The organism is Curtobacterium sp. MMLR14_010 (genome assembly GCF_001865015.1).
GTDB lineage: Bacteria > Actinomycetota > Actinomycetes > Actinomycetales > Microbacteriaceae > Curtobacterium.
This window is the reverse complement of the sequence record NZ_MJGV01000046.1, coordinates 835,181-849,200: the sequence shown is the minus strand read 5'-3', so window position 1 is coordinate 849,200 and position 14,020 is coordinate 835,181. Positions and strand designations below refer to the sequence as shown.

19 protein-coding genes are annotated in these 14,020 nt (G+C 66.4%); 5 read left to right on the top strand and 14 right to left on the bottom strand.

Features of this window, described 5'->3' with window-relative positions; genetic code table 11:
• Together BIU98_RS12575 and BIU98_RS12570 are read left to right on the top strand one after the other, a co-directional pair.
• Positions 1-816: GNAT family N-acetyltransferase (locus BIU98_RS12575; RefSeq protein WP_217635696.1), on the top strand; the 816-nt coding region annotated here is incomplete at its 5' end.
• Positions 817-849: 33 nt separating this feature from the next.
• Entirely contained in the window at positions 850-1,782 is a 933-nt protein-coding gene (locus tag BIU98_RS12570; RefSeq protein ID WP_071276344.1) for an NADP-dependent oxidoreductase, read from the top strand.
• A gap of 3 nt (positions 1,783-1,785) precedes the next feature.
• Here the strand turns inward: BIU98_RS12570 and BIU98_RS18975 are convergent, their stop codons facing one another.
• The 13 genes from BIU98_RS18975 to BIU98_RS12510 all read right to left on the bottom strand — a co-directional run bounded on the left by BIU98_RS18975 (position 1,786) and on the right by BIU98_RS12510 (position 11,225).
• Positions 1,786-2,292 carry a hypothetical protein gene (locus BIU98_RS18975; RefSeq protein WP_139200708.1) on the bottom strand — a complete coding sequence of 169 codons (507 nt, stop codon included), beginning with the start codon at positions 2,290-2,292 and terminating at the stop codon, positions 1,786-1,788.
• Between the two features lie 46 nt (positions 2,293-2,338).
• Entirely contained in the window at positions 2,339-2,962 is a 624-nt protein-coding gene (locus tag BIU98_RS12560) for a response regulator transcription factor (protein WP_071276340.1), read from the bottom strand.
• A complete protein-coding gene (locus BIU98_RS12555) occupies positions 2,959-4,203 on the bottom strand; it encodes a sensor histidine kinase (protein WP_071276555.1) in 1,245 nt (414 codons plus the stop codon). Before BIU98_RS12555 ends, BIU98_RS12560 begins: the two co-directional genes overlap by 4 nt.
• A gap of 65 nt (positions 4,204-4,268) precedes the next feature.
• Complete coding sequence (locus BIU98_RS12550; protein WP_071276338.1) at positions 4,269-5,075, bottom strand: ABC transporter permease; 807 nt, start codon at positions 5,073-5,075, stop codon at positions 4,269-4,271.
• Positions 5,072-5,908 (bottom strand): ABC transporter ATP-binding protein, encoded by an 837-nt coding sequence (locus BIU98_RS12545; RefSeq protein ID WP_071276336.1) that lies wholly within the window; start codon positions 5,906-5,908, stop codon positions 5,072-5,074. The genes BIU98_RS12550 and BIU98_RS12545 overlap by 4 nt, the downstream gene beginning before the upstream one ends.
• 147 nt (positions 5,909-6,055) lie before the next feature.
• Positions 6,056-6,580: a hypothetical protein gene (locus BIU98_RS12540; RefSeq protein WP_139200707.1), complete on the bottom strand. Its 525-nt coding sequence runs from the start codon at positions 6,578-6,580 to the stop codon at positions 6,056-6,058.
• Between the two features lie 155 nt (positions 6,581-6,735).
• Positions 6,736-7,224: a hypothetical protein gene (locus BIU98_RS12535; protein WP_139200706.1), complete on the bottom strand. Its 489-nt coding sequence runs from the start codon at positions 7,222-7,224 to the stop codon at positions 6,736-6,738.
• Between the two features lie 50 nt (positions 7,225-7,274).
• Positions 7,275-7,685 carry a hypothetical protein gene (locus tag BIU98_RS12530; protein WP_071276330.1) on the bottom strand — a complete coding sequence of 137 codons (411 nt, stop codon included), beginning with the start codon at positions 7,683-7,685 and terminating at the stop codon, positions 7,275-7,277.
• 79 nt (positions 7,686-7,764) lie between these two features.
• Entirely contained in the window at positions 7,765-8,331 is a 567-nt protein-coding gene (locus BIU98_RS18970; protein WP_139200705.1) for a hypothetical protein, read from the bottom strand.
• A gap of 14 nt (positions 8,332-8,345) precedes the next feature.
• On the bottom strand, positions 8,346-8,840 hold the full coding sequence (locus BIU98_RS12520) for a hypothetical protein (RefSeq protein WP_139200704.1): 495 nt from the start codon (positions 8,838-8,840) through the stop codon (positions 8,346-8,348).
• A gap of 2 nt (positions 8,841-8,842) precedes the next feature.
• The gene (locus BIU98_RS12515) at positions 8,843-10,513 is read right to left on the bottom strand and encodes a hypothetical protein (RefSeq protein WP_139200703.1); all 1,671 of its coding nucleotides are present in this window, start codon (positions 10,511-10,513) and stop codon (positions 8,843-8,845) included.
• Positions 10,514-10,563: 50 nt separating this feature from the next.
• Positions 10,564-10,854 carry a hypothetical protein gene (locus tag BIU98_RS18965; protein WP_139200702.1) on the bottom strand — a complete coding sequence of 97 codons (291 nt, stop codon included), beginning with the start codon at positions 10,852-10,854 and terminating at the stop codon, positions 10,564-10,566.
• A 74-nt stretch (positions 10,855-10,928) separates the two neighbouring features.
• Positions 10,929-11,225 carry a WXG100 family type VII secretion target gene (locus tag BIU98_RS12510; RefSeq protein ID WP_071270879.1) on the bottom strand — a complete coding sequence of 99 codons (297 nt, stop codon included), beginning with the start codon at positions 11,223-11,225 and terminating at the stop codon, positions 10,929-10,931.
• A gap of 296 nt (positions 11,226-11,521) precedes the next feature.
• Here BIU98_RS12510 and BIU98_RS12505 point away from each other — a divergent pair, with 296 nt between their 5' ends.
• The 3 genes from BIU98_RS12505 to BIU98_RS12495 all read left to right on the top strand — a co-directional run bounded on the left by BIU98_RS12505 (position 11,522) and on the right by BIU98_RS12495 (position 13,152).
• On the top strand, positions 11,522-11,977 hold the full coding sequence (locus BIU98_RS12505) for a hypothetical protein (RefSeq protein ID WP_139200701.1): 456 nt from the start codon (positions 11,522-11,524) through the stop codon (positions 11,975-11,977).
• Between the two features lie 109 nt (positions 11,978-12,086).
• Positions 12,087-12,572: a hypothetical protein gene (locus BIU98_RS12500; RefSeq protein ID WP_139200700.1), complete on the top strand. Its 486-nt coding sequence runs from the start codon at positions 12,087-12,089 to the stop codon at positions 12,570-12,572.
• Positions 12,573-12,801: 229 nt separating this feature from the next.
• Positions 12,802-13,152, top strand: coding sequence for a hypothetical protein (locus tag BIU98_RS12495; RefSeq protein WP_139200699.1), 351 nt, complete (start codon positions 12,802-12,804; stop codon positions 13,150-13,152).
• Here BIU98_RS12495 and BIU98_RS20065 read toward each other — a convergent pair.
• A complete protein-coding gene (locus BIU98_RS20065) occupies positions 13,111-13,680 on the bottom strand; it encodes a very short patch repair endonuclease (protein WP_083393206.1) in 570 nt (189 codons plus the stop codon). The two genes, BIU98_RS12495 and BIU98_RS20065, sit on opposite strands and share 42 nt — an antisense overlap.
• Positions 13,681-14,020 lie beyond the last annotated feature (340 nt).

The following is a 14,020-nucleotide window of genomic DNA, read 5'->3' as shown; positions in this document are numbered from 1 at the left end:
GGGTTTTCTGCGTTCGGCGGGCACAATGAAATCATGGAGACGATCGGGCACCTGTTCGCTGATGTGCGAATCGACGGCCCGGGTGGTGTGTGGGGAGCTGTCGGTGACCGGTTGAGCGATGTCGCGATGCCCGTCTCACGTGGGTCTCTCGACGCCCTCATCAGAACGACGGCCGCCGTCGAATTGGGGTTGCCCGTCAGTTCTCCGCACGGCCCCGTGGCGCCCGCTGTGCTGCAGCAGGATCTGTCCACGCTGCTCGATCGATCTCGGCTGCCCGGGGCGCGGTTCTCTGTCAGGGTCACTGCTGAGGACGACTGGCCGTCGGTCCGTGCCGCTCGGGTCGAGAACGCGACGGACAACCCGGTGTCGTACGGTGCGACCCTCGAGACGACGGTGTCCATGTCCGATGACGACTGGCGGATGCGTGCTCGACGAGGGCATGCGAGCGACGCCACGAGCTTGGTCGCGATCGATGACCTCCGCGGGCGGTGGATCGGGATGATGGGCGCGCAGCAGCATGACGATCTGGTGCTGACTGGCGTGTGGGTCGTGCCCGAGTTCCGCGGCCGAGACAACGGTGTCTCCGAGGTGCTGCTGGCAGAGACGCTGGCATGGGCTCGGGGACGGGGAGACTCCATCGCGCTGTGGGTGGACGAGAACCCGGCGGGGGCGAGGGCACGGTCCTTCTACGCGCGTCACGGATTCGTTCTCACTGGGCGACGCCGTCCGATCGGGTTTGCTCCCGGCGACTCGGTGGAGATGGGTCGGCCGCTGACTCCGTCGTCTCGCTCGGGTGATCAGCACGCTGCAGTCTGAGAGCCGCCTTCGCGGGGCCGGTAGACCGGATGCATGAAGGTCGTCGGAGTGCAGCAGTTCGGAGGGCCCGAGGCCCTCGCCGTCCACGAAGTCCCGGAGCCGCATGCCGGCGCAGGGTCCGTCCGCATCAGGGTCGGCGCGTTCGCGGTGAACCCCACGGACACGGGCGTCCGGGCGGGGGAGCGCGACAGCTCGCAGGCGTCGGCTCCGTACGTGCCGGGCATGGACGCGGCAGGGGTCATCGACGAGGTCGGTCCGGACGTCGACGGGTGGGCTGTCGGGGATGAGGTCATGGCGATCGCGCTGCCGCTGACCGGGCACGGCGGCTCCTACGTCGAGGAGCTCGTCGCCCCGGTGGGGTCGTTCACGCGGATCCCGCGAGGAACCTCGGTGGAGTTGGCGTCCACGATCCCGATGAACGGGCTCACCGCCGTCCAGATCCTCGAACTGGCGGGACTCGCGCGCGGCGACACCCTCGCCGTCACGGGCGCTGCCGGACTGCTGGGCAACTACCTCGTGCAGCTCGCGAAGGCCGAGGGCATCACGGTCATCGCTGACGCTGCCGAGAAGGACGAGACGCTCGTGCGGTCGCTCGGCCCGGACCACATCGTCCCGCGCGGTGACTCCTTCGCGGAGTCCGTCCGGGGCATCGTGCCCGAGGGCGTCGACGCCCTCGCTGACTGCGCGGTTCAGCGAGACGGAGTCGTCCCGGCGCTTCGGCAGGGCGGTGTGTTCATCGACGTGCGGGGCTGGGAAGGGAACGGCGCCGAGAGCGTGCGGTTCGAGCGCGCGCTCGTCGGGAAGGAGTACCGGTCGTTCGACAAGCTCGAGCGACTGCGGCACGGCGTCGAAGGCGGGACGATCACGCCGCGCATCGCCGAGGTCCTGCCAGCGTCGCGTGCCACGGAGGCGCACGAACGACTCGAGGCCGGCGGGACCCGAGGCCGCTTCGTCCTCACCTGGTGACGGTCATCGGACGAGCGTGACGCCCTCGCCCGATCGGTACTCCCAACGTGCCCCGAAGGCATCGGTGGACCGGAGGGAGACGAGCTTCCAGTTCGGGCTCTTTGTGAACGCCCGGGATCCCCGGTTCCCGGTGGCTAGTTCACTGCACGATGCGAGGAGTTCCCACGCGAAGCGCCCGCCTGGCTTCCAGGTCGCGAAGGACTCTCCTGGCGGGCACACCGCGGCAGAGAACGTCGCTTCTCGCTTGTTCATCAGCGCGGTGGCCTCCACGTCGTGGATGACCGCATCAGACGAGTTCCGGATGACCAGGATGTTGCTCTTCTGGGAGTCGTCCTCCGGCGCGGAGACTGACCAGGTGGTGGAGATCCAGGCGCTGACCTTCGCGGCCTCGCGGACGCTTCGCTCCGTCCTCGCTGTGCGTTCGGCCCGTCGTGCGACGGTGATGCTCCAAACCGAGATCACGAGGGTGATGATGACTCCGACCCATGCGGCGGTGGCTTGATTGCTCATGCGTCAACCGTACAACAAGCAGAGTGTGATATATGACGCTGCGCGATCAGAGGAGATGAAGTTCTATCGCGCGGGTGACGGCACGGGTGCGGTCGTTGACGCCGAGCTTCTCGAACACGTGGCCGAGGTGGGTCTTCACGGTCGTCTCGCTGAGGAACAGGGCCCGGCCGATCGCTGGGTTGCTGTTGCCCTGCGCGACGAGGCGCATGACCTCGAGCTCCCGCGGGGTGAGGTTCGGCCCGGCTGGCGTCCCTCCCGTCGCGCGTCGTACGAGGGCCGCCGCCGCCGAGGGAGCGAGTGCGGTCTCGCCTCGGGCTGTCGCCCGCACGCCGGCGAGGATCTCCGACTCGGGAGCGGCCTTGAGCAGGTAGCCCGTGGCGCCGGCCTCGATCGCGGCGAGGATCTGGTCGTCGGACTCGTAGGTCGTGAGGATGAGCACGCGGACGTCGGGCTGCGCGGCCAGGATCTGCGCGGTCGCAGCGTCGCCGTCGAGGAGCGGCATGCGGAGGTCCATGAGCACGACGTCGGGGCGTTCAGCGCGGACGATCGACACCGCGGCTTCGCCGTCGGACGCCTGACCGACGACGTCGACGTCCGGCGCGGACTGCAGCAGCGCGACGATGCCGGCCCGCACGATGGGGTGGTCGTCCGCCACGACGACACGGATCATCGGGTCACCTCCGCCACGGGGCGCGCGACGGTCGGGAGGCTCGGCATCGCCTGGTTCGCGACGACCGGTCCGGCGGTGCTCACCGTGGGCAGCGTGGCCGTCACGGTGGTGCCGTCGCCCGGTGCGCTGGTCACGACGCAGGTGCCACCCGCGAGGGCGAGCCGTTCGCGCAGACCGGCGAGACCGCGCCCGACGCTCCGGACGGCGGTGGCGAAGCCGACGCCGTCGTCCTGGATCCGCAGGACGGTCTGCTCGGGTGCGTGGTGCAGTGCGACGCGCACCGAGGCGGCGTTGGCGTGTGTGCGAACGTTGGCCAGGGCCTCCTGGGCGACACGCAACAGGACCACCTGCGCGTCGCGATCCAACGGGCAGTCCGCCGCGTTGACGGTCACGGGTGTGCCGGTCTCGCGGGTGTGCCGTTCGCCGAGGCGGTGGAGGGCACCGGCGAGGCTGTCGTGGGTCGCGCCGGCGGCCCCCGCGGCGACGAGGACGCGTGACTCCTCGAGCGCGGCTCGAGCTGATTCCTCGAGGACCGTCAGGCGTTCCTCGAGTGCATCGGTATGGTCGTCGGCGAGGTCACGGCGGGCGCGTTCGGTCAACATCACGATGCCGGCGAGGTTCTGCGCGACGGTGTCGTGGATCTCGCGGGCGAGGCGTTCCCGTTCGCTGGCGATGCCGGCGGCGCGGTTCGCCTCAGCGAGGGATGTCTGCGTCGCTCGGAGCTCGTCGAGCAGGGCGCGGCGGGACTCCGAGAGGCCGGCGATGCTCGAGATCCAGACGCCCATCGCGCACGCGCCGACGATGCTGATGCCCTCAATGAGGAGGGTCGCGACGATCGCGTCCGGACCACCACTCACCTGCAGGCCGATGCCGCTCGCGACGCCGACCGCGACCGACAGCACGACCCCGGTGCGGATGCGCTGCGACTGGCGCCAGACGAGCGGGAAGAGGATGCACTGCACGAAGGCCGTGCTGGGGGTCACGGCCGGCAGCACGACGGCAGCGACGACCACCAGCGGGAGGAACGCAGCTGCCGGTCGTCGGCCGTCGTAGCCCCGGTGTCCGTACGCCGCGTAGGCGACGACCAGCACGGCGAGCATCGCGAACGCCGGCCACCGCGTGGACCAGGGGGACCACCCGAACACCGCGATGACCGCGGTGAGCAGCATCGTGCCCGCGAAGAAGACGTGCAGCCACCGGTTCCGTACCCAGGTGTCCTCGCGCTCCGTGACCGTGTCCATGCCGACAGCATCCCACCCTTCGCCGGGCTGGAGGCGGTTGTCCACAGGCCGGACCTGCCGGGGCATCAGACGTCCTTGCGGTTCCAGCGGAAGGTGACCACGCAGGCCACCGTGCCCAGGACCAGCCATCCGACCAACACCAGGGCGCCCAGACCGAGCTGCCACGAGCCTCCCGGCTCACCGGACGCGAACGCGTCCGGCAGGAAGACCGACCGCATGCCGGACGCCATCCACCGGAGGGGGAAGACGGACGCCACATCCTGCAACCAGGCGGGAAGTTGGGTGAAGGGGAGGTAGACGCCGGAGATGAACTGCAGGACCAGGACCACCGGGACGATGGTGGCGGTGGCGCGACGGCCCTCGCGCGGGAGGGCCGAGATCGCGATGCCCAGGACACAGCTGGTGGCGATGCCGAGGAGGAGGACGCCGGCGAAGACGCCCCAGCGGCTTGCATCCGTCGGCAGGTCGACGCCGAACAGGAGGCTCGCCACGGCCAGCAGGATCGCCGTCTGGACGAACGTGGTCACCAGGACCATGCCGATCTTGCCGACGAAGTAGCTCAGGACGGGGAGCGGTGTGCCGCCGAGGCGCTTCAGGGTGCCGTCGCTGCGCTCGGTGGCGATGTCGACGCCGAGGGCCTGGGTGCCCGACAGGAGGATGCCGGTCGCGACCAGACCGGGGAGGTAGTAGGTGGCGTAGTCGACGCTCGTGCCCGGGCCGGCTTGGATGTCGGGCGCGCTGCTGAAGGCGACCGAGAACAGCGCCAGCATGATGATCGGGAACAGGAAGGTGAAGAAGACGGACTCCGGCGCCCGGAAGTAGGAGCGGAGTTCGTAGCTGATGCGGGCGATGCCCACGGTTGCCGGGTTCATGCGTGTCCCACCATCTCCAGGTAGACGTCCTCGAGGGACGGTCGGATGACTTCGAGGTCGAGCATCGGCTCGGTGCTGCTGCGGATGAAGGCGGTCGGGTCCGTCGTTCGTTCTTCGTGGGTGCCGTCCGCGCTGCGCCACCGCACTCGTGGTTCTCGTCCCGCCGGGCCACCGAGTTCGTCGATCGGCGCGATGTCGAGCAATCGACCGCCGACGATCACCGCTGCCCGGTCGGCCAGGTGGGCGGCCTCGTCGAGGTAGTGCGTCGTCAGGAGGATGGTCGTGCCCTCGTGCTGGACCTGTCGGAGGAGGTCCCAGAACTGCCGACGTGCCTCGGGGTCGAAGCCGGTCGTGGGCTCGTCGAGGAAGAGGACCTCGGGGCGGCCGATGATCCCGAGCGCGACGTCGACGCGGCGACGCTGTCCGCCGGACAACTTGCTCAAACGGACGTTGCGGTGCGACTCGAGGCCGGTCGCGGTGAGGAGCTCGTCCGTGGTGCGGCGCTTCGGGTACAGCTTGGCGAAGTGGTTCAGCTGCTCGGCGACCGTGACGTTCGGCGACTCCGCGCTCGACTGCAGGACGATGCCGATGCGGGCGTTGTGGCTGCGGCTCGTCTTCGCCGGGTCGTGGCCGAGGACCCGGACGTCGCCGCCGGTGCGGGAGCGGTGGCCCTCGAGGATCTCGACGGTCGTCGACTTGCCGGCGCCGTTGGGGCCGAGGAGGGCGAAGGTCTCGCCGCGCTCGATCGTGAAGCTGACGTCGTCGACGGCGCGTCTGCCGGTGGGGTACTGCTTCGCGAGGTGGTGGACCTCGATGGCGGGGGAGTCGGGCATGAGACCAGCCTGGTCGGGGGAGGCGGTCGGCGGATCGGTGAAGCGGGCGGGGTGGGGTCCTCCGATCGGAGGATGGTGCTCGAGGTCTCAACTCGTCCTGAAGTCGCCCGGGACCTCGCAGCAGTGTCAGAACGAACCTGCGCGCGGCTAGTACGAGCCGTGGGGGATGAAGTCGGCAGGTACGGGGAAGCACTTCGAGAACGAGTCGACGTCGATGGACTTCCCGTCCACCCACACCGTTGCCAGGAGCGTGGTGCCGTTGTCGTCGACGAGTCGGATCCGGGGTGCGCCGTCTGCCGTGGTGTTGCGGGTGACCCTGAAACCATGCTCGGCAGCCTCGCTGGACAGGTCGCGCAGGACTGCAGGTCCCGCGCTCGGATGCGTCAGCGTGATCCGCGTGTTCCCTGACCACTGTCGGCCACCAGAGCAAGCGAGCACCGTCCCTTCGGGGATCTGCCTGACCTCATCCCGTGCGGCTGTCGGGATCAGGCGCGCGACCGCGCTCTCGGCCGCTTGTGCCTGAGTTTTGAAGAGCAGGATGCGCTCCTCTGGATCAGACGGGAGATGAGTGTCCGTTGCGCATCCCGTCAGTCCGATGACCAGGGCCATGCCCACCAGAAGGCCACTCCGTTTCACTGGCTGCTCATCTCTCTGCTTCCGTGCGTCCTTCATGCGGCCATTCGTCGCTCGGTTCATGAGTGAGGTTCGAAGGGGAGCCTCCTGCCAGAGCGATGAGGAGTGTGAGCGCGATGAGCGTGACCCAGGTCCGTCTTGCAGACTTCACGCTGGCAACCCTCCTGTCGACAGGCCGTTTGCGAGACACGTCTTCAGTAGGAGCGATCAGGGCGGAAGCCCTTCGGGAGCGGGAAACACTCGGAGAACGAATTGACCTCGATCGACCTCCCATCCACCCACGTCGACGCGTACACCGTCGTTCCGTGCCCATCGATGAGGCGCAGGCGGGCAGCTCCATCCGGCGTGGTGCTGCGCGTGACCGTGAAGCCTTGGTCAGCGGCCACCTTGCCGAGTCGATCCACCACCTGCTCGCCGTTCGCCGGGTTCTTCAGCTGAATGGTGGTGCTGCCAGACCATTGTCTGCCGCCGGAGCACGACAGGAGTGTCCCTTTGTCCGCTTGCTCGATGTCAATGCGGTCATCGACGGGGACGAGCTCGGCGGCCTTCATCTCGGCTTCTTGTACCTGTGATTTGACGAGGAGAATGCGGTCATCGGGGTTCATTGGCAGATCTTCGTTCACTGCACATCCACTGATTCCGATGACCAGTGTCAGGCCGAGTAACACCCCTGCTGATTTCATCGTGCACTCCTGTCAAGCCAACCATGGCCATCGCGAGCATCGGACACGATTCAGTACGACCTTGCAGGTACGAAGTCGGATGGCAGAGCGAAACAGTCCGAGAACGAGGCGATGTTGATCGACGCTCCGCCATCCGGTCTGATCAGAAGGGACAGGCCCGAGTGCGATCGAAGGGTGAGTCGGCTCCTGCCCTCACCAGTCGTGTCTCGCGAGGCACTCCATTCCGCCTCGGAGATCGAGTCCTCGATGCCATTGATGATCGCAGCTGCGTTCGCGCCCCGCCGAAGCGTCACCGTCGCGTGCCCGGCCCACTGCTTGCCGTCCCGGCAAGAGACCAGTGATCCGGTCGGACTCTGATTGAGACCCTGGACCAGGTCATCGCCCGCCATATCAACCACCTGCACGACGCCGTCCTGCGTCGCGCTCTTCGCCTTCGTGATCGCCGCTGATGGCGTTTCCATCTGAGGCTGGTCGGATCGTGCGCACCCGTTGAGGAGCAGTGCGGCACCCGCTAAAACGCCGATCAGAATCCGACGCACCTCAGAACGTCCGAGGCCTGTCGAAGTCCGACGGCAGGTCGAAGCACGGCGATGCGGAGTTCAATTCGAGCGCTCGGCCCCCGTCCCACACCTTCACGAGCAGCAGGACGCCTTGTCCCGTCGTGATCGAGTAGCGCTTGTCTCCGGTCAGCACGGTGTCGTCACTGACGTCGTCGCCGCGCTTCTCTGCTGCGACTGCGATTTGCTTCTGCGCTGTAGCGCCGTCCACCCCGTCGCTCAAGGTCACCCGGGTGTTCCCGCTCCACTGATATCCGTCGGAGCAGCCTAGAAACGTTCCCTTCGAGAGCTGCTTGATGTCCTTGACGTCCGACTTGGGGAGGAGCCTCACTGCCGCGAGTTCTGCGCGTTGCGTCAGAGCTTTCGCTCGGCTGATCGCACCTTGAGGGTGCTTCTGGGCGCCGTCTTTCATTGAGCATCCACTGAGCAGCACCAAGGTCGCCGCGACGGCAAATATGCCGCTGATCCTGACTGCTGGTCGTACGGATCGCCGCGTTCCTCGCCGGATCGGGATCGTCGTGTACTCCGACTGGTTGACTTCCGCCATCATGTCGGTGTCGCTTCTCAGAAATCACCGCCCTTGTAGAAGTCCTCGGGAAGGTTGAAACACTCGGAGAATGATCCGCCTTCAAGGCTCCGCTCGGTGGCATCGACCAAGATCGACATCCCCCCTTTGCTCGTGATCGTGACCCGCTGCCCCCCGCCGAATGCTTTGGTCGACTCTACTTCGAAGCCCGCGGTGCGAGCGCTGGCACCAAGACCACCAAGAACGGCGTCGGGCTCCACCCCAGATTTCAAGTGAATCGTGACGCCGCCGGCCCACATATCGCCAGATGCGCACGACTGCAATGAGCCTTGCTGGAGCTGTGTCACCTTGCTCACGTCGTTCTCTGGCACCAGCTTCGCGACACGGAGTTCGAACTGTTGCGTGCGATCCTTTGCGTCCATCACTAGCTGCTTCGGGTTGGCCGGGTCGGCCGGGTCGTTCGCACCGTTCATGGCGCATCCTGTCAGGAGAGCGACCGTAGTCGCTATGGTGAAGAGCTTGACTGCCTTCATGATCACTGTTCCTCGATGAAAGACTTCATGTCGCGCAGGGCAGCTCGGTTGTCAGCGCTTGTTCCAGCAATGAGGTTGTGAAGTCCTAAACCATTTCTGACTGATTCTACAATGCCGTTGAGGGGATGATTCTGCAGGGCAGCTGGTGGAGGGTAGTAGTCGCCGTGTTCGAAACCCACGTCTCGCGGATTGCGCCCACTCCAGACAGGGTTACCCGGTAGATGCTGTGCGTCCTGGAGAACGTCTTCGTAGGAGAAGTCCGCGTACCGCGTGTGTGGCGCCCTTTCCCAAGCAGTTGGCACACCGGCTCCGGACAGCGAGAGGACTTTGCCCCAGTGGGTGCCGGACTCTTCGGCAGCGGTGACGTTCGCCAAGCCCCAGCTGTGACCCATGCCGACCTGCTGCACGTGATCGAGGAGCGGCTGAGCGCTGAGTCCGGCGGTGAAACGGTTGAGTTGTCGACCAGCGGCAAGCGCGAACTCTTGATCGTTCGCCTGAGGAATACTCTGTGGGAAATTTCCGTCCTTGTAGACGAACGCCACGGTCCCTGCCCCGCCTTGCTGCTGCAGGTACTTCGCAACTTTTTGCACCTCTCCGCCGAAGAAATCATCCATTGCCGCAAAGGTGCCCGGGACGTAGGTGATCACATTCTTGGTCTCGTCGGAGGGCGTACCGATCATCTCGACGATTCGATCCCTTCCGCGGTCGTATAGATACAAGCGCACCGTTGGATCGGCGCCCGTAGCGCGTTCCAGGTACTTGAGTTCCTTGTTCAACTCAGCAATTCGCTCGTCGAAGCGGTGTGGAGTGCCTGCGTTCTCCGCGAGCTTCTGCCAGTGCGCGATCGCCTTCTCGAGGGTGTCGATGCGCTCTTGGGCGTTCATCTTGTTTGCCGCGACGCGGGAGAGCGCCGGGACACCATCGAGAGCGCCGACGATGGAGGGAAGCCCGACCGTCAATGCTTCATGCTGACTGCTCGAGAGCGCTCCCCACCAGCGAGCGACTTGGTCTGGATTGGCTTTCTCGAGCGCCTTCGCCAGTTCGGGGTGCCGCGTGAGGAGGATCTTCAGGTCGTTCTCGCTCATGGAGCTGATCAGGTCGAGGAGCGCGCTTGGTGAGGTCCCGGCGATACGCGCGCTCGACAATCCGGCGAGGCCACCGAGGGCTGTCTCTGCCTGCAGCGCAGCCGCGCACGTGGAGTCGATCGAGCTTCTGTCTTTCACCAGCTGGCGCCACTGGGCGTCCACGGCTCGCAACCTGGCATCCGCGTCGTCCACTACCGTCTGTGCAGCCGCTGTCTCTCGCCTGGACGCGGCGACCGCGTCAGTGTCCGGTAGTTCTGCCTTCATGGCTGTCGGCTCGGCGGCGCCTGCAGTGAGGAGTTTGACCCTCGCCAAGCCCACGGCCATCTGCGCACTTGAGCGCTGCTGCTCGAGTACCCGCTGTCGGTCCTTCAGCTGCGACAACTGTCCCGCATACGTCTGCAACGCCGCAGCCTGCGCCTCGAGGCCCGCAGCGAGCAACTCGATGTCCGCAGCGTCCTTCGACAGCTTCGCGGCGAACGCAGTCTGACTCATGGCCTTCCACTCTGCACCAGATCCCGATGCGGCGGCCCGCAGGGCCTGCTGTGCATCGCGGATCTTCGTTGCGCGGGAACTCCGGAGCTTGGCCATGCCCTGGATCGCGGCAGGGCTGCCCTGGGCTGGGTCGTCGTGCGTCCAGGTCATCGTCTCGCCGCCGCTCCGGCGAGTGCCGCGTCCTGTTCCGAGTACGAGCGCTTCGCCTGTAGTGGGAACTTGGACGCAGCCCGGACGCTCTCGGCGGCGAGGTCCGAGCGCTGTGCCTGCTGGGCGGTGGCGTTCGACAGCGCCGACGCCACCGCGTCAGACCCCAGTTCAGCGTTGCTCGCCCCTTGACGGACGCGGGCTCCGATCTGGATGTCATCAGCAGCAGCAGACACCTTTGCCGCTGCCGCATCCAACGCGGCGTAGTCGACCTTCAGTTCTGCACTCACAGTTCACCCCCCTGAGAACGACGCTCGACGCGGTGTCCCCACACCGGCGCGGGCATCCATGATCCCGATTCGTGTCAGCGGCCGAGCTTGGATGCGAGCTGCTGGTCGACGTCGCCCAGCGTGGTCGCGGTGGTGCGGAGGAACTGGGCCAGGTCGTTCAGGCCACCGATGGTGTTCTGCGCACCGGAGGTGAAGCGCTGGTACGCGTCGTTGTACGCACCCGACGAGCGGTCGGTCTGGAACCCCGCCTGCGTCAGCGACGCGATCTGCGCCTGCAGCTTCGACAGCGTCGCGTTGATCTCGTCACGCCCTGCGAGCAGCCGGTCGGCGTTGCCGTTGAGCTCCTGGTAGGACACGTTGATGTTCGGCATGGTGATTCCCCTCGGTGGTTCAGATCGTCAGCCCCTCCGACGACCCTCCGTCACGCTAGCAGGGGGCGGAGAAACATCACCCATGCCATCACAACGGAGGGGTGCATGTAGTTCAGTTGGTCTCTGCGAGCATGCTGCGTGGAGACCGGTCCGGTCGCGGTGCGATGTGCGGCACGATTCCTCAACGACCAAGAGGGGCGAAGCGTATGGAGGTGGAACTCCAGTCAGAAGACCATGTGGTCAGCGGAGCGGGGCGAGCCCGGTCGTCATCCCGTGCGCGGTCGCGGCTCCTGAGCGTGACGGTCGGCACCGTCGTGATCGTTCTCGGGGGCTGCTCGACGGCTAGGCCCGGAGTCGTCACGTCTGTGATGGAGGCCCAGGACCAGGCCACTGCAGAGTTCAGGGAAGTCGTCGCCCTTGACCCCCAGACCTGGAGCGGTGCGACGCCGCCGCCTGTGCCGAACGACTGCACGGCGAACGGGCACCGCGGTGTCCAGTTCACCTACTTCACCGAGGCTGACAAGCCCTCGAACCCAAGAAGCCTCGTCCGCGCCGCAGCTCGACGCTGGAAGGACGAGGGGTACCGGATCGAGGAGGTGTCGATTCCTGTGGACGCAGAGACGGGTGACATCAGCGCGGTGACCGCGCGGGCCGCAGGCAAGCCGAGCGCGTCGATGGCCGGGACGACCATCCGGGCGCATCTCTACGTCGATTCGGTCTGCGTCCGTGGTGATCCGGACTCGTACCGGTGAACGGAAGGGCAGACGGATCGCGCTCGGTGGTCTCAGTCCCTGGGCTCCGTTCACCTGCCGATCTGAGCCCAGAGCACGAGTTCACCGCTACAGCGAAGGTGACGCTTCCATGACCACAGCCAGTCGACGCAACCTCATCGCGTCCGCAGCGATCTTCTCCTCATTGATGCTCCTACTCAGCGGCTGCGCCGCTACCGGAGGTTCGAACGTGCACGTCGACGACGCCAAAGCAGAGGCCGTTGCGTTCCTGAAGGACACCATGCAGCACGACCAGGACGTCGCATGGCCCATGGTTCCCACACCCGTGGCTACGCGATGTCCCGATGGAGATGACGGAGTGCGATTCCAGTACTTCGTCTCGGTGGACACCGATGTGGACGCACAGAAGATCGCTTCGACACTCCAGTCGTACTGGAAGAGCCGTGGTCTTGAGGTCAAGCCATCCCAGGAAGACTCCGGCAAGTACGGTGTCATGTACTCGGCCAGGGCTCGTGCGGATCGGATGCCCTGGGGTTCGTACGAGATCTCCACCACTGGCATCAACTTGTACGTTGACTCTCAGTGCGCCGAGGGGAACGTCAGCGACTACGAGTGAGCAGCGCACGGCCTGGGGACAGTGGTTCTCTTGCTGGTGCTGATCTGCTTTTCGAGGTCAATTCGGCGCTTGGCTCGGCCAGCGCCCCAGAAGGGACGATGAGGTGAGCAGGAGCCGAAGCAAGACCGGCCGCCTCACCGTTCTCACCTTGATCGTGGGTCTCGGGGCAACTGCGTGTGGAGCAGGACACGGAGCCGTGTCCACGCCGCGCGATGCGCAGAAGGCAGCGGTGCAGCTGCTGAACGACACCGAGAAGCAAGCCGATCTGGCCTGGCCAGCGACACCGTCCCCGAGCGCAGAACAGTGCGAAGGCGGCGTTCGGTTCGGGTACTACGTGACGGCGAGGATCCGGACGGACGCGAAGCAACTCGCCACAACGTTCCAGCGGTTCTGGACGGACGAGGGGCTGACTGTGTCTCCGTCGACGACGAACTTCGGCGAGAAGCGCGGCATCTTGTACTCGGCAACCGCGGACGAGGCGGGGGCAGCCAGCGCCGCCTACCAGGTCAGCAACACGACGGTGGTCGTCCGCGTCCTGTCAGCGTGTGCAGCAGGGTCGCTCGACGACTACGAGGAGTGACGCGGCATCGGACACGACTGCGATGCGCTCCTGATCACGTCGGCGTCCTGCCGGCGTCTTCCTGCGGTCCATCGGTTGAGTCGGCGTGCTTGATACTCGTCGACTTGCGACGATCTGAGCCCAGAGCACGAGTTCACGCTCCACCCGGTCAGCAGCCTGAACCGGGTCTTCGTGCTCCCACACGCGAACCACCTTCCAGCCCTCAGCACGGAGCAGCTCGTCGTGCCGGGCATCCCGCTGTCGGTTCGCCAGGCGCTTCGCCCGCCACAGTTCGGCGTTGGCCTTCGGCAGGTGCGCGTGCTCCTCGCAGAAGTGCCAGAAGCAGCCGTCGACGAAGACTGCCACGCGGGCCCGAGGGAAGACGAGGTCAGCCCTCGCCCGTGTCCGTGAGCTGATGCGTCGGTCGACGAAGAACCGCCGACCCCGTGCGTGCAGGATCCGGCGGAGCGCGAGCTCCGGCGCGGTGTCGCGCCGCCGGAACCGAGCCATGTGCTTCCGCCTGGCGTCATCTGCCTCCCACCGCTGCATCCGGCGACGGTATCCGGGCCGCTCGCCGGACGAACAGCAGGCCTCGGACCCTGTGGACAGGCCACCCGCGGCCCCGGCCGTGGACGGCTGGTCCCGTCTCGCCGGAGCGGTCGTCGAGCACGTGGTTGGAACAGAAGGACTGGAGGCTCCGATCGCGTTCCTTGCGTTGCCAACGAGAGTCGAGCCTCCAGTCCGGCGGTGATCGCGTATTTCAGATATCTGGAACTCCCGATGTGAGGTGGACGGAAGTACCGTCCTCTCGTGTGGTCCGACGACGACCGCTGTCGAGAAGGAGGCTGCTCGCCGTGGGTGCCGCCGCACACGGTTGCCGACGCCCACC

Coding starts and splice junctions, on each gene's coding strand:
- BIU98_RS12570 (WP_071276344.1), top strand. CDS start 850: ATGAAGGTCGTCGGAGTGCAGCAGTTCGGAGGGCCCGAGGCCCTCGCC.
- BIU98_RS18975 (WP_139200708.1), bottom strand. CDS start 2,292: ATGAGCAATCAAGCCACCGCCGCATGGGTCGGAGTCATCATCACCCTC.
- BIU98_RS12560 (WP_071276340.1), bottom strand. CDS start 2,962: ATGATCCGTGTCGTCGTGGCGGACGACCACCCCATCGTGCGGGCCGGC.
- BIU98_RS12555 (WP_071276555.1), bottom strand. CDS start 4,203: ATGGACACGGTCACGGAGCGCGAGGACACCTGGGTACGGAACCGGTGG.
- BIU98_RS12550 (WP_071276338.1), bottom strand. CDS start 5,075: ATGAACCCGGCAACCGTGGGCATCGCCCGCATCAGCTACGAACTCCGC.
- BIU98_RS12545 (WP_071276336.1), bottom strand. CDS start 5,908: ATGCCCGACTCCCCCGCCATCGAGGTCCACCACCTCGCGAAGCAGTAC.
- BIU98_RS12540 (WP_139200707.1), bottom strand. CDS start 6,580: ATGAAGGACGCACGGAAGCAGAGAGATGAGCAGCCAGTGAAACGGAGT.
- BIU98_RS12535 (WP_139200706.1), bottom strand. CDS start 7,224: ATGAAATCAGCAGGGGTGTTACTCGGCCTGACACTGGTCATCGGAATC.
- BIU98_RS12530 (WP_071276330.1), bottom strand. CDS start 7,685: ATGGAAACGCCATCAGCGGCGATCACGAAGGCGAAGAGCGCGACGCAG.
- BIU98_RS18970 (WP_139200705.1), bottom strand. CDS start 8,331: ATGATGGCGGAAGTCAACCAGTCGGAGTACACGACGATCCCGATCCGG.
- BIU98_RS12520 (WP_139200704.1), bottom strand. CDS start 8,840: ATGAAGGCAGTCAAGCTCTTCACCATAGCGACTACGGTCGCTCTCCTG.
- BIU98_RS12515 (WP_139200703.1), bottom strand. CDS start 10,513: ATGGCCAAGCTCCGGAGTTCCCGCGCAACGAAGATCCGCGATGCACAG.
- BIU98_RS12510 (WP_071270879.1), bottom strand. CDS start 11,225: ATGCCGAACATCAACGTGTCCTACCAGGAGCTCAACGGCAACGCCGAC.
- BIU98_RS12500 (WP_139200700.1), top strand. CDS start 12,087: ATGACCACAGCCAGTCGACGCAACCTCATCGCGTCCGCAGCGATCTTC.
- BIU98_RS20065 (WP_083393206.1), bottom strand. CDS start 13,680: ATGCAGCGGTGGGAGGCAGATGACGCCAGGCGGAAGCACATGGCTCGG.